17 protein-coding genes, 1 rRNA gene and 1 pseudogene are annotated in these 19637 nt (G+C 63.4%); 6 read left to right on the plus strand and 13 right to left on the minus strand.

All coding sequences use genetic code 11. The annotated features are described in order from the left end of the window. Positions 1 to 7: 7 nt before the first annotated feature. Positions 8 to 1033 (minus strand): alcohol dehydrogenase AdhP, encoded by a 1026-nt coding sequence (gene adhP, locus CKW39_RS04515; protein WP_095796945.1) that lies wholly within the window; start codon positions 1031 to 1033, stop codon positions 8 to 10. 160 nt (positions 1034 to 1193) lie between these two features. Further along, on the minus strand, positions 1194 to 2069 hold the full coding sequence (locus CKW39_RS04520; RefSeq protein WP_095796946.1) for a DsbA family protein: 876 nt from the start codon (positions 2067 to 2069) through the stop codon (positions 1194 to 1196). Between the two features lie 193 nt (positions 2070 to 2262). On the opposite strand from CKW39_RS04520, the gene CKW39_RS04525 reads away from it, so the two are divergent. From CKW39_RS04525 to CKW39_RS04535, 3 genes are read left to right on the plus strand one after another with little or no spacing between them, the layout of a single operon-like run. Then, the gene (locus CKW39_RS04525; RefSeq protein ID WP_095796947.1) at positions 2263 to 3816 is read left to right on the plus strand and encodes a trehalose-6-phosphate synthase; all 1554 of its coding nucleotides are present in this window, start codon (positions 2263 to 2265) and stop codon (positions 3814 to 3816) included. Next, positions 3797 to 4600: a trehalose-phosphatase gene (otsB, locus tag CKW39_RS04530; protein WP_095796948.1), complete on the plus strand. Its 804-nt coding sequence runs from the start codon at positions 3797 to 3799 to the stop codon at positions 4598 to 4600. The genes CKW39_RS04525 and otsB overlap by 20 nt, the downstream gene beginning before the upstream one ends. Before the next feature lies 1 nt (position 4601). Continuing rightward, positions 4602 to 5882, plus strand: a complete 1281-nt coding sequence (locus CKW39_RS04535; protein WP_095796949.1) for a DUF4032 domain-containing protein — start codon at positions 4602 to 4604, stop codon at positions 5880 to 5882. A 94-nt stretch (positions 5883 to 5976) separates the two neighbouring features. Here CKW39_RS04535 and CKW39_RS04540 read toward each other — a convergent pair whose 3' ends face one another. From CKW39_RS04540 to CKW39_RS04570, 7 genes are all read right to left on the minus strand, one after another. Further along, positions 5977 to 6930, minus strand: coding sequence for a transporter substrate-binding domain-containing protein (locus CKW39_RS04540; RefSeq protein ID WP_143469931.1), 954 nt, complete (start codon positions 6928 to 6930; stop codon positions 5977 to 5979). A gap of 8 nt (positions 6931 to 6938) precedes the next feature. After that, the gene (locus tag CKW39_RS04545; protein ID WP_095796951.1) at positions 6939 to 7772 is read right to left on the minus strand and encodes an amino acid ABC transporter ATP-binding protein; all 834 of its coding nucleotides are present in this window, start codon (positions 7770 to 7772) and stop codon (positions 6939 to 6941) included. Further along, positions 7769 to 8725, minus strand: coding sequence for an amino acid ABC transporter permease (locus CKW39_RS04550; RefSeq protein ID WP_173674275.1), 957 nt, complete (start codon positions 8723 to 8725; stop codon positions 7769 to 7771). The genes CKW39_RS04545 and CKW39_RS04550 overlap by 4 nt, the downstream gene beginning before the upstream one ends. A gap of 163 nt (positions 8726 to 8888) precedes the next feature. Further along, positions 8889 to 9482 carry a TetR/AcrR family transcriptional regulator gene (locus tag CKW39_RS04555; protein WP_095796952.1) on the minus strand — a complete coding sequence of 198 codons (594 nt, stop codon included), beginning with the start codon at positions 9480 to 9482 and terminating at the stop codon, positions 8889 to 8891. Between the two features lie 2 nt (positions 9483 to 9484). Then, complete coding sequence (locus tag CKW39_RS04560; protein WP_095796953.1) at positions 9485 to 10300, minus strand: hypothetical protein; 816 nt, start codon at positions 10298 to 10300, stop codon at positions 9485 to 9487. Positions 10301 to 10303: 3 nt separating this feature from the next. Beyond that, positions 10304 to 12562, minus strand: coding sequence for an HAD-IB family hydrolase (locus CKW39_RS04565; protein ID WP_095796954.1), 2259 nt, complete (start codon positions 12560 to 12562; stop codon positions 10304 to 10306). 101 nt (positions 12563 to 12663) lie between these two features. Beyond that, positions 12664 to 13563 carry a hypothetical protein gene (locus CKW39_RS04570; protein ID WP_095796955.1) on the minus strand — a complete coding sequence of 300 codons (900 nt, stop codon included), beginning with the start codon at positions 13561 to 13563 and terminating at the stop codon, positions 12664 to 12666. Positions 13564 to 13653: 90 nt separating this feature from the next. On the opposite strand from CKW39_RS04570, the gene CKW39_RS04575 reads away from it, so the two are divergent. The 3 genes from CKW39_RS04575 to CKW39_RS04585 are packed head-to-tail and all read left to right on the plus strand — an operon-like array spanning position 13654 to position 17052. Further along, on the plus strand, positions 13654 to 14436 hold the full coding sequence (locus CKW39_RS04575) for an SDR family oxidoreductase (protein WP_095796956.1): 783 nt from the start codon (positions 13654 to 13656) through the stop codon (positions 14434 to 14436). 4 nt (positions 14437 to 14440) lie between these two features. Further along, on the plus strand, positions 14441 to 15346 hold the full coding sequence (locus tag CKW39_RS04580) for a 1-acyl-sn-glycerol-3-phosphate acyltransferase (RefSeq protein ID WP_095796957.1): 906 nt from the start codon (positions 14441 to 14443) through the stop codon (positions 15344 to 15346). Positions 15347 to 15375: 29 nt separating this feature from the next. Then, positions 15376 to 17052, plus strand: coding sequence for an FAD-binding oxidoreductase (locus CKW39_RS04585; RefSeq protein ID WP_095796958.1), 1677 nt, complete (start codon positions 15376 to 15378; stop codon positions 17050 to 17052). A gap of 30 nt (positions 17053 to 17082) precedes the next feature. On the opposite strand, the gene CKW39_RS15705 is transcribed toward CKW39_RS04585, so the two are convergent. From CKW39_RS15705 to rrf, 4 genes and pseudogenes are all read right to left on the minus strand, one after another. Further along, positions 17083 to 18018, minus strand: coding sequence for an AMP-binding protein (locus tag CKW39_RS15705; RefSeq protein ID WP_254049272.1), 936 nt, complete (start codon positions 18016 to 18018; stop codon positions 17083 to 17085). Next, the gene (locus tag CKW39_RS15710; RefSeq protein WP_254049281.1) at positions 17970 to 18845 is read right to left on the minus strand and encodes an AMP-binding protein; all 876 of its coding nucleotides are present in this window, start codon (positions 18843 to 18845) and stop codon (positions 17970 to 17972) included. Before CKW39_RS15710 ends, CKW39_RS15705 begins: the two co-directional genes overlap by 49 nt. A 9-nt stretch (positions 18846 to 18854) precedes the next feature. After that, a pseudogene (locus CKW39_RS15715) lies at positions 18855 to 19085 on the minus strand (hypothetical protein); the annotation flags it as partial. A gap of 432 nt (positions 19086 to 19517) precedes the next feature. After that, positions 19518 to 19634: ribosomal RNA gene (rrf, locus tag CKW39_RS04595) — 5S ribosomal RNA — on the minus strand. Between the last annotated feature and the right edge of the window lie 3 nt (positions 19635 to 19637).

Genomic DNA, 19637 nt, shown 5'->3' on the forward strand with positions numbered 1-19637 from the left:
GCGCGACCTACTGGTACGTGATCACCACGCGACCGTCGATCTTGGCGTGGTGCATTTCGTCGAAGATCTGGTTGATCTCGCCGAGTTCACGGGTGTGGAACGTGGGATGGATCAGGCCGCGGGCGTAGAAGTCCAGGGCCTCCTCCATGTCCTTACGAGTGCCCACGATGGAACCGCGAATCGTGAGTCGTTTGAGCACGATGTCGAAGATCGGCGCGGGGAACTCTCCCGGTGGCAGGCCATTGAACACGATGGTTCCCTTGCGGCGAGTCATGCCGATCGCCTGCCCGAACGCATCCGGATGAACGGCCGTGACCAGCACGCCGTGGGCGCCACCGATCTCCTTCTGGATGGCTTCGGCCGGATCCGCAGCAAACGCGTTCACCGTGACCTCCGCACCGTGCTTCTTGGCGAGCGCGAGCTTGTCGTCCGCGACGTCCACCGCAGCGACCCGCATACCCATGGCCACGGCATATTGGACGGCCAGGTGGCCCAGACCACCGATGCCCGAGATCACGACCCATTCACCAGGGCGCACCTCGGTCTCCTTGAGCCCCTTGTACACGGTCACGCCGGCGCACAGCACCGGAGCCACCTCGTAGGGGTCCGTGCCCTCGGGAATCCGCGCGGCAAACTTGGCGTCCACCAGCATGTATTCGCCGAATGAACCGTTCGATGAGTACCCCGAGTTGGTTTGCTCCTCACACAGGGTCTCCCAGCCGGCCCGGCAGTACTGGCAGTTGCCGCACGAACTGCCCAGCCAGGCGTTGCCCACCAGGTCGCCCTCCTTGAGGTCATCCACCCCTTCGCCCACGGCGACCACGGTGCCGACACCCTCGTGTCCCGGGATCAGCGGGAGGGTGGGTTTCACGGGCCAGTCCCCCTGGGCCGCGTGGAGATCGGTGTGACACACACCGGATGCAATCAGTTTGACGAGCGCCTGCCCCGGACCCGGTTCAGGAACCTCTACGTCGTCGATAGTGAGTTCGTCACCGAAGTTGTGAACTACTGCTGCCTGAAATGTCGAGCTCATCCTCATGCTCCTTTGCACGGTGCCGTCGATGAAACCGCCTCAGCGGATTTTCAGTCTATGAGACCCGCATCACGGTTTCAACGGAAAAACGGGCCCGGCACCGTGTGGTGCCGGACCCGCTTCAGTGATTGGAGTCGCGCGTCAAAGACTTAGCGAGGGGTCACTTCTTCTCTTCGAGTGCGTCGTTGAGGCCCTTCTCGAAATCGTTCTGGGACACACGCTCACCGTCGACGAAGATGGTGGGGGTTCCGGCGATTCCATTGGCCATGGATTCCTGGGCCATGATGTTGATCATGGGACGGTAGGTGTTCTCGCCCAATTGGTCGGCCGTCACGTTGGCGCCGTGCTTGGACGCGATCTCGGCGAGCTCATCATTGCTCAAGCCGCCGGAACCCTGGTGAGAGAACACTTCCTGCACGTAAGCCAGGTACTGCTCGGGATCGACTTGCTCGGCCACCAAGTAGGCGGCGTTGGCTGCTCGCGAGGAATACGCGTCGGGGCTGCCGCGGTCCAGGAAGTTCAAGTTACGGTGCTCGAGAGTCACGTCACCGGAGAGCACCTTCTCCTCGATCCGGTCACCGAACTGCTCCTCGAAATCGGCGCAGTGCACACATTCGAAGTCCTGGAAAACCACCAGTTGCACGGGCTCGCCGTTGTCCTTGGCCTCGGTGGCGTTCATGACGCCCGGAGGTGTCTTGGACTCGTCCACGGACTCGGGAGCCTCGGGCACATCGTTGATGTCCCGTTCGTCCACGTCCGACGTGTCCTGCAGGATCTGCGACTCGTTGAGCTGGATGCCGCCGTACTGGTTGGCGCTGGCGGGCACGGGTCCGGCCTCGGGAATCGTGTTCTTGTTGTTCTGCCAGACCACCAGCGCAATGATCAGTCCGATCACCAGCAGCAGCGCAATGATGCCCGCGATCAGGCCCTTGGGCTTGCCATTGGACCTACGTGCCTCGCGATCCGCGATCTGGCGGGCACGTTCGCGCGCCTGATCAGCGGTCGACGATCCGGCCGTGTTTTTCTGGGAAGCCATGGGGTCCGTGATTCCTTCCGATCAAATGATGTGTCACGTTCAGATTACCCGGACCCCGCGGTCACAACGATTCAGGGGTTGTCCAGAAAATGGTCGCTTCACATGCGGTCGCACTCCGACTGCCCGATCGAATCGTTAGTACGCAACCTTAGAATGGATGCGGACCCGATCCCGTGGGCGGAAGGAGCTCGTTGTGCTTGCAGACCAATCCGATCACCAGGTGGAGGTACCCAGAGACGGGTACGACTTCGTGGTGGTCTCCAACCGACTTCCCGTGGACCGCGACATCGACGACAAAGGCGAGAGCACATGGCGCCGCTCACCGGGTGGTCTGGTCAGCGCATTGGCTCCGGTCATGGCCAAGCGCGACGGCGCCTGGGTCGGCTGGCACGGCGCCCCGGACGAGACACTCGAGCCTTTCGACCACGACGTGTTCCATTTGGTTCCCGTGGGCCTGTCCGAGCTCGAGGTCGAGCGGTATTACGAAGGGTTCTCCAATGCCACGCTCTGGCCGCTCTACCACGACGTGATCGCCCCGCCCGAGTTCCACCGAACCTGGTGGTACGCCTATCGACGCGTTAACGAGCGTTTCGCGCGGATGGCTGCAGAGACGGCTGCTCCCGGGGCCACGGTGTGGGTCCAGGACTACCAACTGCAGTTGGTTCCCCGCATGCTGCGCAAGCTCCGCCCGGACGTCACCATCGGCTTCTTCAACCACATCCCCTTCCCTCCCACGGAGATCTACTCGCAATTGCCGTGGCGCAAGGCGGTCCTGGAGGGCCTCACCGGGGCGGACCTGATCGGATTCCAGCGTCCCGGCGACGCGCAGAACTTCCAGCGTTGCGTGCGCAAATTCCTGGGGGTGCGCTTCACCAACGGCGCCGCCGACTTCTCGGAGGCGGCCATCGCCGACGACGCCGCCGCGGCGTCGTCGTCCGAGCCCGGCCAGGAAACGAGCGGGGCTGGGGAGCAGGACACCACGTGGACCGTTCACGCTGCGGCCTACCCGATTTCCATCGACGTCGAGGCGATCCGGGAGCTGGCTTCGGACCCGGAGACCAAGAAGCGTGCCAAGGAGATCCGACAGGAACTGGGGAATCCGGAAACCATCTACCTGGGCGTGGACCGACTGGATTACACCAAGGGCATCCTGCACCGCATCAAGGCTTACGGGGAGCTCCTCGAGGACGAGAAAATCACCGTGGAGAACTCAGCGTTGATCCAGGTGGCCAGCCCGTCCCGCGAGCGCGTGGACTCCTACATCCAGCTGCGTGAGCAGGTCGAGGGCATGGTGGGCCGGATCAACGGTCAGTTCGACACCATGGCCCACACGGCGGTCCGCTATCTGCATCACGGCTATCCGTTCGAGGAAATGGTGGCCCTGTACATGGCGGCGGACGTCATGCTGGTGACCGCGCTGCGAGACGGTATGAACCTGGTGGCCAAGGAGTACGTGGCCGCGAAGCAGGACCGCTCCGGTGCCCTGGTGCTTTCCGAGTTCACCGGTGCGGCTGAGCAGCTCAAACAGGCGATCCTGGTCAATCCGCACGATATCGACGGGCTCAAGGAAGCCATGCTCTACGCCCGCGACATGCCCGGTGCCGAGGCCAAGAAGCGCATGAGTTCCATGCGTCGTCAGGTGCTCACCCACGATGTGGTGGATTGGTCCCAGCGTTTCTTGGAGGACCTCGCCACGTACGGCCAGCAATCGGCAGGAAGGGAATCCGATGACCGAAACTCTCAGTGATGCCCTGAGCCGCGCCGCGGGCGCGGATCATTTGTTGATTGCTTTGGATTTCGACGGCACGCTGGCACCCTTCACCGAGGACCCCGCCGATTCCCGGCCCCTCCCCGAGGCTCGAGAGGCCTTGGACGCGCTGGCCGGACTGCCGCGCACCACGGTGGCGATCATTTCCGGACGCCCCCTGGAGTTCTTGCGGGAGGTGGTCGATCCCGCGCGCCGCATGGTGCTGTCCGGTTCTCACGGCGCGGAAATGGATCTCGCTGCCCTGCCCGATCTGCCGGACGACGCCGAACACGACATCCATCTGACCGCCGAGCAACTGGATCTGCTGGACCGCGCCGTGGACGCGACAGAGGAGATGGTGTCCCGGTACCCCGGTTCCCGCGCCGAACTCAAACCCGCCGGGGTGTGTTTCCACACCCGTCCGATCAGGGACCCGCGGGTCTCGGAACAAGCGTTGGAGGAAATGAATCGCGCCTATTCGGAGCTGCAGGGTTTACGGATCACTCCCGGACAGCAAGTGGTGGAGTGCTCCGTGCTGAGCGCCACCAAGGGTGATGGACTGCGGATCATCCAGGCCGCGGCGTCTCCGGACGTCACGGTATTCGCGGGTGACGACGTCACGGATGAGGACGCCATGGATCTGCTGACCGGGGAGGATCTCGGGATCAAGGTGGGCGAGAAGGAGTCCGTGGCTACGCAACGGGTGAGCGGCCCGCAAGAACTTGCCGACGTTTTGAGCGTTTTTGCCGACCAACGAGCACGTGCGGTGACTAGCATCAAATGACATGAACGCCTCCCCGGCACCAGCACCACTCGGCTTACCCACCCCCACAGGTTCCCGACGGGTCTCGATCAACACCGCATTCCCCGACCCCGCCCTGTTGGACCTTCCCTGGCACATTCCACTCGAGGAGTGGCCACCCGAGGTTCTGGCCGCCTATCCGCGCGGGATCTCCCGTCACGTGGTGCGGTTCGCTCACGTTGGCACGAAAGTTGTCGCGGTCAAGGAGACCACGCCCCACTACGCCCAAAGGGAGTATGGGTTGTTGCGACGATTGCTGCGCATGGGTACGCCGTCGGTCACGCCGGATTCGGTGGTGACCAATCGGTTCACCGAAGAGGGTGAACCGTTGCCCGCCGCGCTCGTGACGGATCATTTGAGTTTTTCCCTCCCCTACCGGGCCATTTTCGAGCAGATTCCCTCCCCGCAGACGGTCGAGTTGCTCGTGGACGCGCTGGCTTCACTGATCGTTCAATTGCACCTGTCGGGTTTCTACTGGGGCGACGTCTCGCTCTCGAACACGCTGTTCCGCCGCGATGCCGGTCATTTCGCCGCCTACCTGGTGGACGCCGAAACCGGCGAGATCTACGACCAGCTCTCCCGCGGCCAACGCGAGTACGACATCGAACTGGCACGCACCAACGTGGCCGGGGAAATCATGGACCTGCTGGCCGGTGAGCACATGCAGGAGCGCTTGGAAGAGGTAGGGCTGACCCCGGAGGACGTCGATCCGTTCGAAATCTCGGACCGATTGGTCAGCACCTACAACAACCTGTGGGAAGAACTCACGGCGGAGGAAAGCTTCGCCCTGGACGAGCGCTGGCGCGTGCAGGCTCGGGTGGAACGACTGAACGAACTGGGCTTCGACGTCGAGGAAGCTTCCCTCGAATCCGATGACACCGGTCAAGTGCACCTGCGTCCCCGGGTGGTCGAACCCGGTCACCACTCGCGGCGACTGCTGCACCTCACAGGTTTGGACACCCATGAGAACCAAGCCCGCCGTATCCTCACGGACATCGGCCAGTTCGGGCAGGCGCTGTATCCCGGACTGCCCGAAGACCTCACGGCGCAGCTGTGGATGCGTGAGATCTTCGTGCCCATCATGGAAGCGGTGCCGGCGGAAATGCGCCGGAAACTCGAATCGGCGGAGATCGTCCACGAGGTTCTGGAACACCGCTGGTTCATGTCGGAGAAGGCAGGGAAGGACATTCCCACCGAGAAGGCCGTCAAGGACTACGTGAAGTCACAGTTGTCATCACGGCCGGATGAAAAGGACATTTTCTAGCCCGCACCACCGGCAACCGGTCATCCAGACATCCTTACGCGCCGCCCCGATGGGCAACCATCGGCTGCCCCGCAGTGATGCAGCACCGAAAACGCTAGGGCATCCCGGTTTTCTCCGTGACGATCAGCGATTCGGGAAGGAACTCTTCTTCCAGTCCCCAGCGTTTGAGTGCCTGACGGTACTCACCGGAGGAGATCGCGGATTGCAGGGCCGCTTGGAACGGCCTGGCCAGCCCGGAGTCCTTGAGCGTGGTGGCCGCGACCAGCGTGGACTTGGGCCAGCCGGCGCTGATCTTTCCACGCACCTCAAGGTCATCGCGGGTGGCTGCGTAATAGGCCCCCGTGGGGAATGGCGACAGGTAGTAGTCGATCCGACCGGCCGCGAGTGCCAACACTGCATTGGTGTTGTCGAGATACAGGTCGAGGGCGGCCGGTTCCTTGCCCTGCGCGACCAGTTGATCGTTCCACGCCATGACGATCTTTTCCTGGTTGGTTCCCGGAGTGACGGACAGCTTCCGTCCCGAAATGTCGTCCGGTGAACTCACCACGGGCCCCTGACCCTTGCGCGCCAGGAACCCCATGTAGGCAGCACGGTAGGTCGCGAAGTCGTAGAGCTTGAGCCGGGGCTCGGTCACCCCCACGTTCGCAAACGCCGCGTGGTACTCGTTGGCACCCAACTTGAGCGGCCAGTTCTCCCACGAGGTGACCTGCGTATCGAGTTCCAACCCCAGCTTGTCCGCGATGAGGTAAGCCGTGTCCACCTCGGAGCCGATGGGTGTGACGTCGTCGGTCGCGCTGAAGGCCAGCGGAGGCGAGGTGTTGAGCACACCCACGGTGAGCACTCCCCCGGCCGCGATCTTCTCGGGCAGCAGGGCCTGCGCGGCTGAATCCACCTCGGAGCGGATTCGGCTGTTCTGTTCGGGGCTCAGATCGAATGGCACCCCGTCCTCACGGGTCGGCTGGGGTTGGTCGGGGTGGGTGCACGCCGTGAGGCCCAGCAGCCCCAAGCCACCGATTCCGGCCACACGCAACACCGTGCGCCGGTCCATGCCGCGGCTCACAGGTTGTACGCCGGTTCCAGGACCGACCCCAGAAACGCCCGGGTCCGTTCGTGCTTGGGCGAGGAGAACACTTCGCGCGGCGGCCCTTGTTCGACCACCAGCCCGTCGGACATGAAGATCACGGTGTCGGCGACGTCGCGCGCGAACCCCATCTCGTGCGTCACCACCAGCATGGTCACGCCTTGCGATGCGAGGTCGCGGATCACGTCCAACACCTCACCCACCAACTCGGGGTCCAAAGCGGAGGTGGGCTCGTCGAAGAGCACCACGGCCGGGTCCAGGGCGAGGGTGCGCGCAATGGCCACACGCTGCTGCTGCCCTCCGGACAGCTGCCGGGGGAAGGCGAGTTCCTTGTCCTCCAGGCCCACGCGCTTCAACAGGTCCCGGGCCTTGGCCCGCGCCTCCGTTTTGGACCGCCCCAGGGCCGACACCTGGGCCTCCATCACGTTGCCCAGCACGCGCAGGTGCGGGAACAGGTTGAACTGCTGGAACACCATGCCCACGTTGGTGCGCCGGCGCAGGATCTCCTTCTCGTGCAGTTCGTAGAGCTTGTCGCCGCGCTGTTCGTAGCCGACCATTTTCCCGTCAATGGTGATCCGGCCGGCGTCGATGTTCTCCAGGTGGTTGACCGTGCGCAGGAGTGTCGACTTACCGGAACCCGAGGGACCCAGAATGGCCGCGACCTCACCGGGCTTGATATCCAGGCTCACGCCCTCGAGCACTCGCACGTCCCCGAAGGACTTGTACACGTTCTCGATGACCACGTGCCCCTTGACCGGCCGCGCTGTCTGCTCGTCCGGAGTCTGTTGGTCGTTGGCGGTCGAACTCATCGCGTGCCTCCAATGCGGGAACGCAGCCGCTGCAGCGGGGTGGGCGGAAGGGTCCGCACCGCACCGCGGGCGAAGTGACGCTCCACGTAGTACTGAATGATGTTGAGCACGGTCGTGATGATCACGTACCACAGCGTGGCCACCAGCAGCATGGGGATGACCTCATTGGTACGGGCGTAAATCACCTGGATCGTGTAGAAGAGCTCGTTGTAGGCCAGGACGTAGACCACCGAAGTGCCCTTGACCAAGCTGATGATCTCGTTGAACGCCGGCGGCAGGATCGAGCGCAGCGCTTGGGGTAGCACGATGTGCGTGGAGCGGCGCCAGCGCGGAATACCCAACGACGCCGCCGCCTCCTGTTGGCCTTGATCCACCGCCAGGATGCCGCCGCGAATGATCTCTGCGGAGTAGGCGGCCTGGTGCAGCGTCAGCCCCAGTACGGCAGCACCGAATTTGTTGATGATGTCCGTGGTGGGGGCCTGGAAGAACGCCACATCCGTTCCTGGGATACCCACACTGATCACTTCGTAGAGGTAGCCCACGTTGTACCAGAGCAACAGCTGAACCAGCAGCGGTACGGAGCGGAAGATCCAGATGTAGAACCACGCGACCGAGGACAACAGCCCCGAACTGGACATCCTCATGAGTGCCAGGAAGAACCCGAGTACGAACCCGCCGACCGCCGCAATCGCGGTGAGGAGCAGGGTGTTGCCCAGTGCCCGAACCACGGACTCCGCGGTGAACCATTCGGCCACCACACCCCATTGCCACCGTGGATTGGTGAACAGGGACCAGACGATGCCGAACAGCACCACTGCGACCAGAGCGGTCCCGACCCAGCGCCAGGGATTTCGTGCTGGCACCACGGTCAAGGCCTCTGGCCGCTGCTGTGCCTCGGCGCGCTGCCCCGTGGGCTCGGTGTCCGCGGGTGCGGCGGGGGATGACGGTTTCACGAGATACTCCTGAACGATCACTGGTGGGAGTCACCGTTCGTAACGGTAACGACCTTCACGCTAGGAGGTTCACGGTCTGGACGCCGAAAAAGCAGACCCAAAACTTCATACTTGCAACACTCGTCACATATCCACCGGGTCAGAACCGATGGTGGACCGGCCGTCAAGCGCGCTCGACCACCACCAGATTCGTCAGCGTGGCGTGCACTCGCGCCGGCCAGTCCTGGCCCAGGCTGCCGTACCTCGCCACGTGGGCGTAGGACGCCCCCAGCATGAAATCGATGACCACGTCCAGGTCCACGTTCTCGCGGATCAGCCCGAGTTCCACGTCGCGTTGCAGCAGGCACCGGAGGATCTCCATGCGCGGCCTGATGATCTTGCGCCGCAGCACTTCCGACGTCGTGGAGTGGGGGTCTTGGAGCAGGGTCAGGGCCACGCCCTTGCCCAGGTCCTCGAACAGCACTTCGATGGCTTCACGCATGGTGTCTTCCCAGGCCCCGGAGCTGGGCGGGGCCGGCGGAAGGGTGGCGTAGACCTGCTCCAGCACCGCTTCCAACAATTCTTCACTGTTGCTGTAGCGCCGGTAAATCGATGTCTTGGCCACTCCGGAAACCACGGCCACCGCTTCGATCGTGACCTTCTGAGGACCGGATTCGCGCAGCAGCTTCAAGGCTCCCGCCAAGATCTTTCGATCCGTGCGAGCGGTGCGCGGGTCCGTGGCCGCTCCCCGTTCCGGCGTGGGTGTATCGACCACCATGGTCAGGCCGACACTGCTTCCGCCCGATAGGACTCTCGGGCGTGCGCCGTGGCGTTGTGGAAGATCCGCAGGCCGTCCATGCCCGGCAATTTGGCAATGTTGTGATCCAGCCGATCAATCTCGTGGGCGCCGTCCTTCCCGCCGAAGAGCTCGCGCATCACGTGATCCACTTCGTCCGTGTCCATGACGCCGGAACCCACGGGCGCCCAGAATTTCCGTAGCGCGAACCGCGTGAGGCGCTGGGCCTTGCGGGAAGATTCCAAGCGGCGTCGGGCCTGTGTCGCGTAGAAAGCCACGTGACGCGATTCCTGCGCCGCGATCCGCTTGAGCAGAACCGCGAGCACCGGGTGCTTCTCCAGATCGGCCAGCCGCCGGTAGGCAGCGACCGCGGACCACTCATTGGCCGCGCCCCACGCCATGTGGGTCGCAATGAAGTCCGCGCCCACCATGTTGGACAACAGCGACTGTTTGAGCGGCTTGAGCGCCTCGGACCACCCGAGCTTCATGCGTTTGGCCTTGAGCTCGTCGTAGTCGACCACGATGCCGTGCAAGCCCAGCACCTCGGCGAGCGCCTCACCATGCCAATACTCCTCGCGGTTCCACATGGTCATGAACGTGGAGACGTCCCTGTCCTGGTGCGAGGGAGTCACCAACATGTCTCGCATGTAGCACACCGTGTGGTACTCCACATCGCACATGTACCGCAGGCAGCGCAGCGTTTTCTCGGGCAAGGGACGGGTGATGAATTCACCCATGTCCAGGTCAGCCCATTTCACTCGCTGCGAAGTCTCTGCGAACTTGTCGATGTTGAAGGCCATGACTCAGGCTTTCCTCCAGTCTTCGATGGGCCAGTGCGACTTCTTGGCACGGCGGTACAACGGAAGATCGGGATTCACGGCGTACGCGTGCCCGATCTGGGACAGCCAGCTGGCATCGGCCACCGAGTCGCCGTAACCGTAGGAACGGCTCAGGTCGTAACCGTTCTCCTCCGCGTAGCGCTTGAGCCACTGGGCACGGGCCTCGTCCACGAGCGGCGGGGTGGCCAGGTAGCCGGTGAGCTTGCCGTCGGTGACTTCCATGCGTCCGGCCACCACGTGGTCGAACAGATCCGCGATGGGGCTCACCAACAGGTCCAGGGAACCGGTGACCAGCACGGTGTGGTGGCCGGCCGCGCGGTGCTCCTCGATCCGTTGCAGGGCCCCCGGTCGCAGGCTCTTCTCCATGGTGCGACCCAGCGAACCGTTCATGAGCTCTTCCACGCGCTCCACGGAGACGCCCTCGTAGCGGCGCAGGAACGCGCGGATGAACTCACCGCGGTCACGGCGTTCCGCCTTCACGTAGGTGGGCGCGTTGCCGAGCAGCTCGGTGATCTCACCGGGCCACTGCACCGGGCTCAGCTCGCGGCGGCGCAGCTTGGCGTACTGGGTAATGATGTTCCCGGAGACCACGGTGCCCTCGAGGTCGAAGACCGCCACCACGTCCGTACCGGACTTGAGCCCCCGCGGGCGGGACTCTCGCTTGCGCGACGCCGCCTTGAGACGCCCGTAGGCCCGGGTCATTTCGGTGAGCGCGGGCAGGTGTACGTTCTGCCAGTAGTCGCGCCAGTCGATGGCGCGCGGGTCGAAGTGCTGGTCCTCGGGCGCGGACTCCGGGAGCGCCCGATCCAGCCGGCGCGTGTGGGTGTCGTCGAAGATCATTTCGGTGCGCGTGTAGTTCTGGTACAGATCCACGTAGGTGCGCAAGGAGCCCAGCCCGGTCTGCATCCGGTGCAGCGAGTTGGTCCATTCCCGGGTGCGTGCCGTGGCCGGCAGGACGGCGCTCAGTTTGCCACCGGCGGCGGCGAGCTTTTCCTTGAGCGCGAGCCCGCGCTCCACCGCGTTGTTGGCCGGGAACTTCCACACGGGAACCGTAATGGGGTTGCCGTTGGAGTCCTCGAGCGGCTGGGCCAGGAAGAACTCCCGCACGTTCTCGTACATCTGGTGGAACGGCAGCGGATTCGAGGCACCCGAGCACACCTGGTAGTAGGCAGCCTGCGGATCGATGTCCGTTTCCCCGGTCAGCTCACCCGACGGCGCTCGGTGACCTTGCGTCACCAGGGCCACGATCGCATTGACCACGAAATCCACCGGGATCACGTCCAACACGGAGTCAGGCAGCCCCGGGAACTCGGGCAGCGCACCCTTGGCGTAGGCCATGATGAGCGGGTCCGCCACCTTGTAGCCGTCGATCCAGCCCGGGAACGGGTACCGCAGGGCGGATTCAATGATGGCCGGGCGCACGATGGACAACTGGTGACCCACGCCGGCCCACTTCTCTTCCGCAACGCGCTCGCCCAGGGCCTTGGTGAAGGTGTAAATGTCGGTCCAACCCAGCGACTGTGCGCGGGTGCGGCCGTGGTCGACCAATCGCTCCTGAACCCAGGCCTGGCGAGCTTCCTCCGCGGCGCGAGCCACGGACTTGGGACCTTCCTTGCCGAACTGGGCGGTGGCCTTTTCGATGAAGGACTGGAGTCGCTCCGGGGAGCGGGATTCCACCTGCGCGGTGTCCGCGGCCCGGATGGCTGCCTCGAACTCCACATTCCAATCCACGCTGTGATCCACGGGGGCTTCCGGACGCAGGCCCTTGGCGATGCCTCCCACATAACACGTGGACACGTGGACCACGTGGGGGTTCTGACCCGTGGCACGCAGTGATTCGTACAGGCCGACGGCGCCGCCCACGTTGGTCTTGAACGCCTCATCGATGGGCGGGTCGAAGGACACGGTCGAGGCGGAGTGCACCACCACGTCGAACGGCTCGGTGATGCTCGCCAGACCGGTGAGGTCGCCCTCAAGAACGCTGGTGCGCTCGGCGAAGATTTCCTCGGCACGTTCCTTACCCACCGAATCGCGCCATGTCTTGAACACGGGCTTGCGCAGCAACTGCTTCAGACGAGCCTGGCCGGACAAGGAACCCTTGGGGCGGATCACCGCGGTGACGTGGATGTCGTCATGGCTGGACAGCAAACGCTCCAGAACCGCCTGCCCGAGGAACCCGGTGGCTCCCGTGAGCAGGACGCGTTTGGTGGTGGTCTGGGTCAACGGGTTCCTCCGAAGGTAGGGATGTTCTGACACGCGCGCGGCGTGAGGACGGGGACGGATGTTCGCCGACCCCTCTGGTTCAACAACTGGGGTTCAGCAACTTAGAAAAGAGCGTAGCGGTTCACTACTCCATCGCGTTCGAGGGCCCTGCGCAGCGGTTCGGTGCCCGCCGTTTCGGGCGTGCGTTGTAGCGGTTCATCGGCCTGCTGCAGCAGCAGATGAGTGTCGTGCACCGTGGGGCACACGCTCGCGATGAACTCGCGGAAGGCGTTCCGGGAAACGCCCACCGGACGCATCGGGTTGAATCCGAAGGACACGTAGCGACGGGCGAAGGCCGCGGCCCGCGGTGAGCGTCGAACACGCTCACCGGTTTCAACCGCGAAGAAGCGTTCGTGGACGCGCTTGAGCCGGACCACGCGCTGCAGGAGAGCCGAAAGTTCAGGGTAACCGGCGGCGTCGTCGAACGCCTGAATCGCTGCTCGCATGCTGGCCTCACGAGACCAGCCGCGCGCCATTTGCCCAGCGACGACATCCTCACCGAACAGATTGGTCCACACGGAATCGGTCATGGGGGCCAGGGTGTCCAGCGCCATTTCCACACGGTCCAGGAACAGGTGGTCGTGGACAACGGGTCCGGAGACGTCCTGTCCGTGGGCTTCGAGGATGGCCTGATAGGCATCGGCGATCCAGTGGCGCTCATAAGCCCACGTGGTCAGGAAGGCTGCGACGCGTGATTCCTTGTTCGTGTAGCTGACCACGACGTGTCGGACCTGTCCCATGGTCGAACGCTCCACGTCCCACAGGTACTGCAGGTCCCGGAGCCTTTCGGGGCTCAACGGGTGCTTTTGGAACGCACGCGTGTCGACCTCGGCGCGCAGACTGCCCTGGGCATCCAGGGTGAATTGCTGGACCTCGAAGGGAGTTCGCAGGACCAGCTCCTGGTCCGTGGGGCCGTACAACCTGCCCTGTCGGTGCAATGCCAGGTAGGGCTCCTCTGCCATTGTCCCTCCTCGAAAACTCCCGGCGAACGCGTTGGTCCGAGCGGGTCATGAACCCGAATCGCTACGCCTACCGTAGTGTATCTTAGTGGCATGCTTACCGCTCTTGTGACCGGTGGAACGTCAGGCCTGGGAGCCGCGTTCGCACGCTCGTTAGCCCGCAAGGGCTTCAACCTGATTCTGGTGGCCCGCAACGAAGATCGGCTCCGTGAAGTTGCCGATGAATTGGCCGGTGAGCACGGTATCCACGTGGAGATCATGGCTGCCGACCTGTCCGACCGTGAGCACGTGGAGCGCGTGGCCCAACGGCTGGCCGACACGACACGTCCTGTGGACCTGCTCGTCAACAACGCCGGTTTCTCGGTGGGCACACCTTTCCTGACTGATGATTTCTCCCCGCACGACGTGGGCGTGGACGTCATGTGTCGGACCGTGGCTGTGCTCTCCGGTGCTGCCGGGCGCTCCATGACGGAACGTGGAACGGGATGGATCGTGAATATTGCCTCGATCGCAGGCTGCGTCACCATGGGCGAATACTCGGCCATCAAGGCCTACGTCACGTCCATGACGGAATCACTGGCTGTCGAATTGCACGGGACGGGAGTGCGTGCCACCGCGGTCCTGCCCGGTTGGGTGCGCACGGAATTCCACAGCCGCGCCGGGATTGCCGGTTCATCGATCCCCAATTTCATGTGGCTCGACGCGGACAGCGTCGCGGACGAGGCCCTCGCCGACGTCGCCCGGGGCAAGGTCCTTTCGATCCCCACCCTCCGCTACAAGGCCGTTTACACGACCCTGCACCACCTTCCTCGCCCCGCGGTGCGCTGGATCTCCCGGCAAGTCTCCGGGGCCCGCAAGCGCGAGAAGAAGGCCTGATCCCATGGCACCGGAAGACAACCAGTCTGATCCTCCCCAGCACGAGGGCAGCCGCTCTCACGGCAAACATGCCGGTCAGCCGGTCGAGCAGCCGGATTCTCTTCAGGGCGAGGGCGTCCGTCATCGCGGCAAACACTCCCGCCAGCCGGTCGAGCGCCCCCACATCATGGAGTCCCTCGAGGGCCCCGTGGCACAGGCCGACCCCGCTCCCCCTGCCCCGCCTGCGGATTCAGCCAAAGTCGGTACCGCTTACTACACCCATGCCGGTCGCAGGATCGCTCGCAAGGTTGCACAAACGGTCTTCTTCAGGGGCCTGGTCAACCGGCTGATCACCCGCACCAACGTGGTGGATCCCGCCGCGTACGGTGTCAAGGGTGGCTGCGTGGTCGTGGCCAATCACTCGAGCCACCTGGACGCTCCTCTCGTGATGAGCGGCGTTCCCCACTACATCTCACGTGACCTGGCCACGGGCGTGGCCGCCGACTATTTCTTCACGGCCTGGTACAAGAAGCTGTTCACTCAGCTGATTTTCAATGCATTCCCGATCGACCGCACCGGAACCGGCGCCAACCGTGGGCTGTCCAAGAAGTTGCTGGCCGCGGGGATACCCATCCTGATCTTCCCGGAGGGAACGCGGTCCAAGACCGGCAAGATGGCGCCGTTCAAGGTGGGAGCGGCCAGTCTGGCCCACTCACTCGAGGTGCCCGTGGTACCCGTGGCATTGATCGGCGCTCACGAGGCCATGCCCAAGGACTCGAGCTGGCCTCGTCCCGGTAGGCCACCCGTGGTCGTGGCTGTGGGAGCGCCCCTGCGCGCCCGCGGAAACGAAACAGTCACGGGGTTCAACGAACGCATCGAGGCAGCGGTTCGCGCACTGTACGCTTCGAACCGAAGCAAGATTCAGGACTGAACACCCCCGAGGAAAGAGGTCGCACAGCAGTGGCACACGTAAAACACCAGAAATGGTGGGGCTGGGGCGAAGAAGGCGTTTTCTTCAACTACGAGAACAAGCCGGCGTTCGCACCCTTCGTCAAAGAAGCCATCGGAGTGACGCTGCGCCCGCGTGAGCGGGACACCGTGGATTTCTCCACCGCAAACGTTCCCGCGTCCAAGGCTCCGGACAGTGTTCTCGAGCTGCTCCGGGAGATCAACGGCGCGGATAACGTCAGCACTGACGACGAACTGCGCGTCATCCACTGGGCCGGCAAGTCAGTTCTAGAGCTTCTGCAGACCTTGCGCAACGATTTCCACCGTATCCCGGACGTCGTCGTCTACCCCGGCACCGAGGACGAGGTTACGGCCCTCATGCGCGCAGCGGTCGAATACGATCTCGTGCTCATTCCCTTCGGCGGCGGCAGCAGCATCTCGCGCAGCCTCCAACCGGATCCGGCCGAGGAGCGTTGCATCGTCTCCGTGGACCTCGGGCGACTCAACAAGGTCCTCGAGATCGACGAGACCTCCGGGCTTGCCACCATCCAGGCCGGCGTACTCGGCCCGGACATGGAGGAACAGCTCAACGCCCGCGGTTGGACCCTGGGCCACTTCCCCGATTCATTCACCTACTCCACGCTGGGTGGCTGGGCGGCAACTCGCTCCTCCGGCATGCAGTCGGACAAGTACGGTGACATCGCGGACATCATCCGTGGGCTCCGCATGGTCCGAGCCACCGGCACCGTAGTGTTGCGGCCCTTGCCGTCCACGTCTACGGGACCGAGCTTGCGCGAAATGATCATCGGCTCCGAGGGCCGACTGGGCATCATCACTGAGCTCTCCGTTCACGTTCATCGTCTGCCCGAGAAGCACCAGGTCATCGCCTACATGTATCCCACGTGGCAGCAGGCGCTCACCGCCGTCCGGCAGTTCACCGAGGCGGAGATCCCGTTGGCCTTCGCCCGGGTTTCGGACGCACACGAAACCGCATTTTCGCTCGCCACACAGAAGGCGCCGACGTCGCCCAAGAGCAAGCTCGCGGCCAAGGGCCAGGATGCTCTCTGGGCAGTGATGCGCAAGCGGGGCTGGGACACCGACGACATGTGCATCTCCTACGTGTGCTTCGAGGGCTCCCCCAAAGACGTGGAGTCTCGCAAGAAGGCCGTGGCCGGCATTGCCAAGAAGAACGGGGCCATTGTGCTCGGTTCGGGCCCCGGCGCACTCTACGACCAGAAGAAGTTCGACACCCCGTACCTGCGAGACTTCCTACTCGAGCAGAACACCGTGGGTGACGTGTCCGAGACTGCCGCGCCCTGGTCCAAGCTCACTACCGTCCACAAGGCCGTGTACGACGCCGCTGAACGCGCCTACGCGTCGCTGGGCAAGAAGGGGTGGATCATGTCGCACATGTCCCACTCCTACCATTCTGGCGCGTGCCTGTACTTCACGTTCGGGTACGTCTACGACGACGAGAATCCCTACGACGAGTACCACACCGTCAAGAGCGCCATCCAGCAGGCCTTCATCGACAACGGGGGCACACTGTCCCACCACCACGGTGTGGGTCTGGAACACCAGCCGTGGATGGAACAGGACATCTCCCCCGAAGGCGCCAACATCATGCGCGCTTTGTTCTCCAGCACTGACCCCGGCAACAACTTGAATCCGGGGAAGGTCGTCTCCTAACTCCGCGTTCAGAGGGCTCCGTTCCACCGGTCATTCCGTGGGACGGGGTCCTCGCGCTGTGTAGGACTGTGCCGTTCGGGCATACCAGTCCAGAACCTCCGCATCCTCAGTGGTCGCCCGATTCAGAGTGCTCGGATCTGCACCTTGGAAGAGCTTCTTGACCGGGATCTCGAGCAACTTTCCCGTGCGTGTTCTCGGAACAGCAGGGGCCTCAATGATTTCGTCCGGCACATATCGCGGCGAGATGTGTTCACGGATTGCGGTCACAATATTCGCCTTGAGCTCGTCGGAGAGCGCACGGCCGGGCTCCGGAACCACGAAGAGGGGCATGTAATAGTCACCTCCGGCGAGCTCGGCTCCGATCACCATGGAGGCCGATACTCCGGGCACCTGGTCCACCACGTGGGTGATGTCAGCAGATCCCATGCGGATACCACCACGGTTGATGGTGGAATCTGAGCGACCGTGCACCACGAACGTGCCCTCCTTCGACTGAGTGACCCAGTCCCCGTGTCGCCATGTCCCGGGGTACATATCGAAGTACGCCGCCCGGTACCGAGAGCCGTCCAGATCGTTCCAGAAATAGACCGGCATGCTGGGCATCGGCTTGGTGATGACCAGTTCACCCACCTCGTCCCAGACGCGCTCACCCTGGGCGTTCCAGGCTTGGACGTCCACGCCCAGGTAAGGCCCCATGATCTCGCCCCGGTGCACGGGTTGGAACGGGTTGGAGCCGATAAAGGCACTGGTGATGTCCGTACCTCCCGAGTCCGAGCCCAGCCGAACATTGTCCGATACGGATTGATAAACCCAGTCCCACGTGGAATCGGGTAATGGCGATCCCGTCACCAAAATGGATCTGAGGGCCGAAAAATCCTCTTGGACGTTCGGCACCACGCCCGATCTCTCCACCATGGTCAGAACCCCGGCACCCGTGCCGAAGAATGTGGCCTTGTTCTGAGCCACGAGCGACAAGGACTTCTGGGCGCCCCGAATGTCGGGGCGCCGTCGTAGGTGATAATCGTGGAGCCGGTCAGAAGAATACCCACCAGCATGTTCCACACCATCCAGGTGGTGGCCACCGCAAAGTAGGCAGTGTCGGTGGGGCCGAGGTTCGCGTGCAGGCCCAGCGCCTTGAGGAACTCGAGAACTACTCCCCCGTGGGAGTGCACTATCCCCTTGGGCTTACCTGTCGTTCCCGACGAGTACAGGATCCAGAGCGGATGCTCGAACGGAACCTGTTCATAGACTGGTTCCGCGTGGCTGGCCACGATGTCCGAATAGCGCATCGCATCTTCGGGGATATCCCCGACGGATTCGGGAGGCAACTGATCGACGACAATGAGATGCTCCACGGATGGGAGAACTTCGCGGAGGGCACGATAACTACCGGTCATGTCGCGGAGTTTGCCACCGAATTCGTACCCGTCCACAGTGAACAGGACCTTGGGCTCGATCTGGGCGAAGCGATCCGCCACTCCCCCCGGACCGAAATCCGTATTCACCACAGACCACACTGCACCCACCGATGCAGCCGCCAGTAAGGCAACCGCTGTCTGAGGGATGTTCGGGAGAACTCCGGCCACCCGGTCACCGGGTCCAATGCCCAGATCTCGTAGCCAACTGGCCACAGAGGCCACCTGGGCTTCGAGCTGACTCCACGTCAGAATCTGGGGCTGCCCGGTTTCGTGTTCCCCGATGATCGCTACCTCGTCCGGACGCGTTGCCGCAGCACTCAGAGAATTCTCCGCGTAGTTCAGAGTGGCACCCGGAAACCAGTGAGTCCCAGGCATTCCTTCGTCACTCATCGGTTGGTGCGCAGAGGACGAGGAGACCACACCGAAGTAGTCCCAGATTCCCTGCCAGAATTCCGAGGAGCTCTCCACCGACCACGAGTGAAGGGCAGCAAAATCGGGAAGCTCACAATCATGCTCCTCCTCGATCCACCTAGCGAAGTCGTACATCCGAGAGGATTCGACCCGATCAGCAGACGGCCTCCACAAGAGCTTCCGTTCGTCGTTGTTCCCTGACATCTGCAACACGTTCTACCCGCGCTTTCCCACCGTGAACCGCACCTACGTACTGCTCCGGCACAGACAACTCACTTCTATCCCATACGCCGGCCCTAACTGGACCAGCCAGTGCGCTCAGTCACACCTGCACGTCCCCATTACACATGAGTCGTCCGGTCAGATAGATCATTGACCGGTACATCTCTCCCTAGCGATCAAGAAAGAGTGGCGAACCATGGCGGCAATGCGTGGCCCCGCAGCCACGGCGTTAAATGCAGAAAGGGGGCACCAGCGTTAGCCGGTGCCCCTCCTCCAGAAGTGCTAATAAAACGGTGCGACGGGTGCCGGTATCTGCCGGTGCCCTTCCACGCCACCACCGTGTTGAACCACCGCGGTGTTAAATGCGAAGCAGGGGCGTCACCATCGGTGACGCCCCTGCTTCTTTTACGTTAATTTCGGCGGTGACTTACTCTCCCACACCCTCCCGAGTGCAGTACCATCAGCGCTGTGGGTCTTAGCTTCCGGGTTCGAGATGGGACCGGGCGTTTCCCCCACGCTATAACCACCGAAAAC

The organism is Kocuria sp. WRN011 (assembly GCF_002295155.1).
GTDB classification, from domain to species: Bacteria; Actinomycetota; Actinomycetes; order Actinomycetales; family Micrococcaceae; genus Kocuria; species Kocuria carniphila.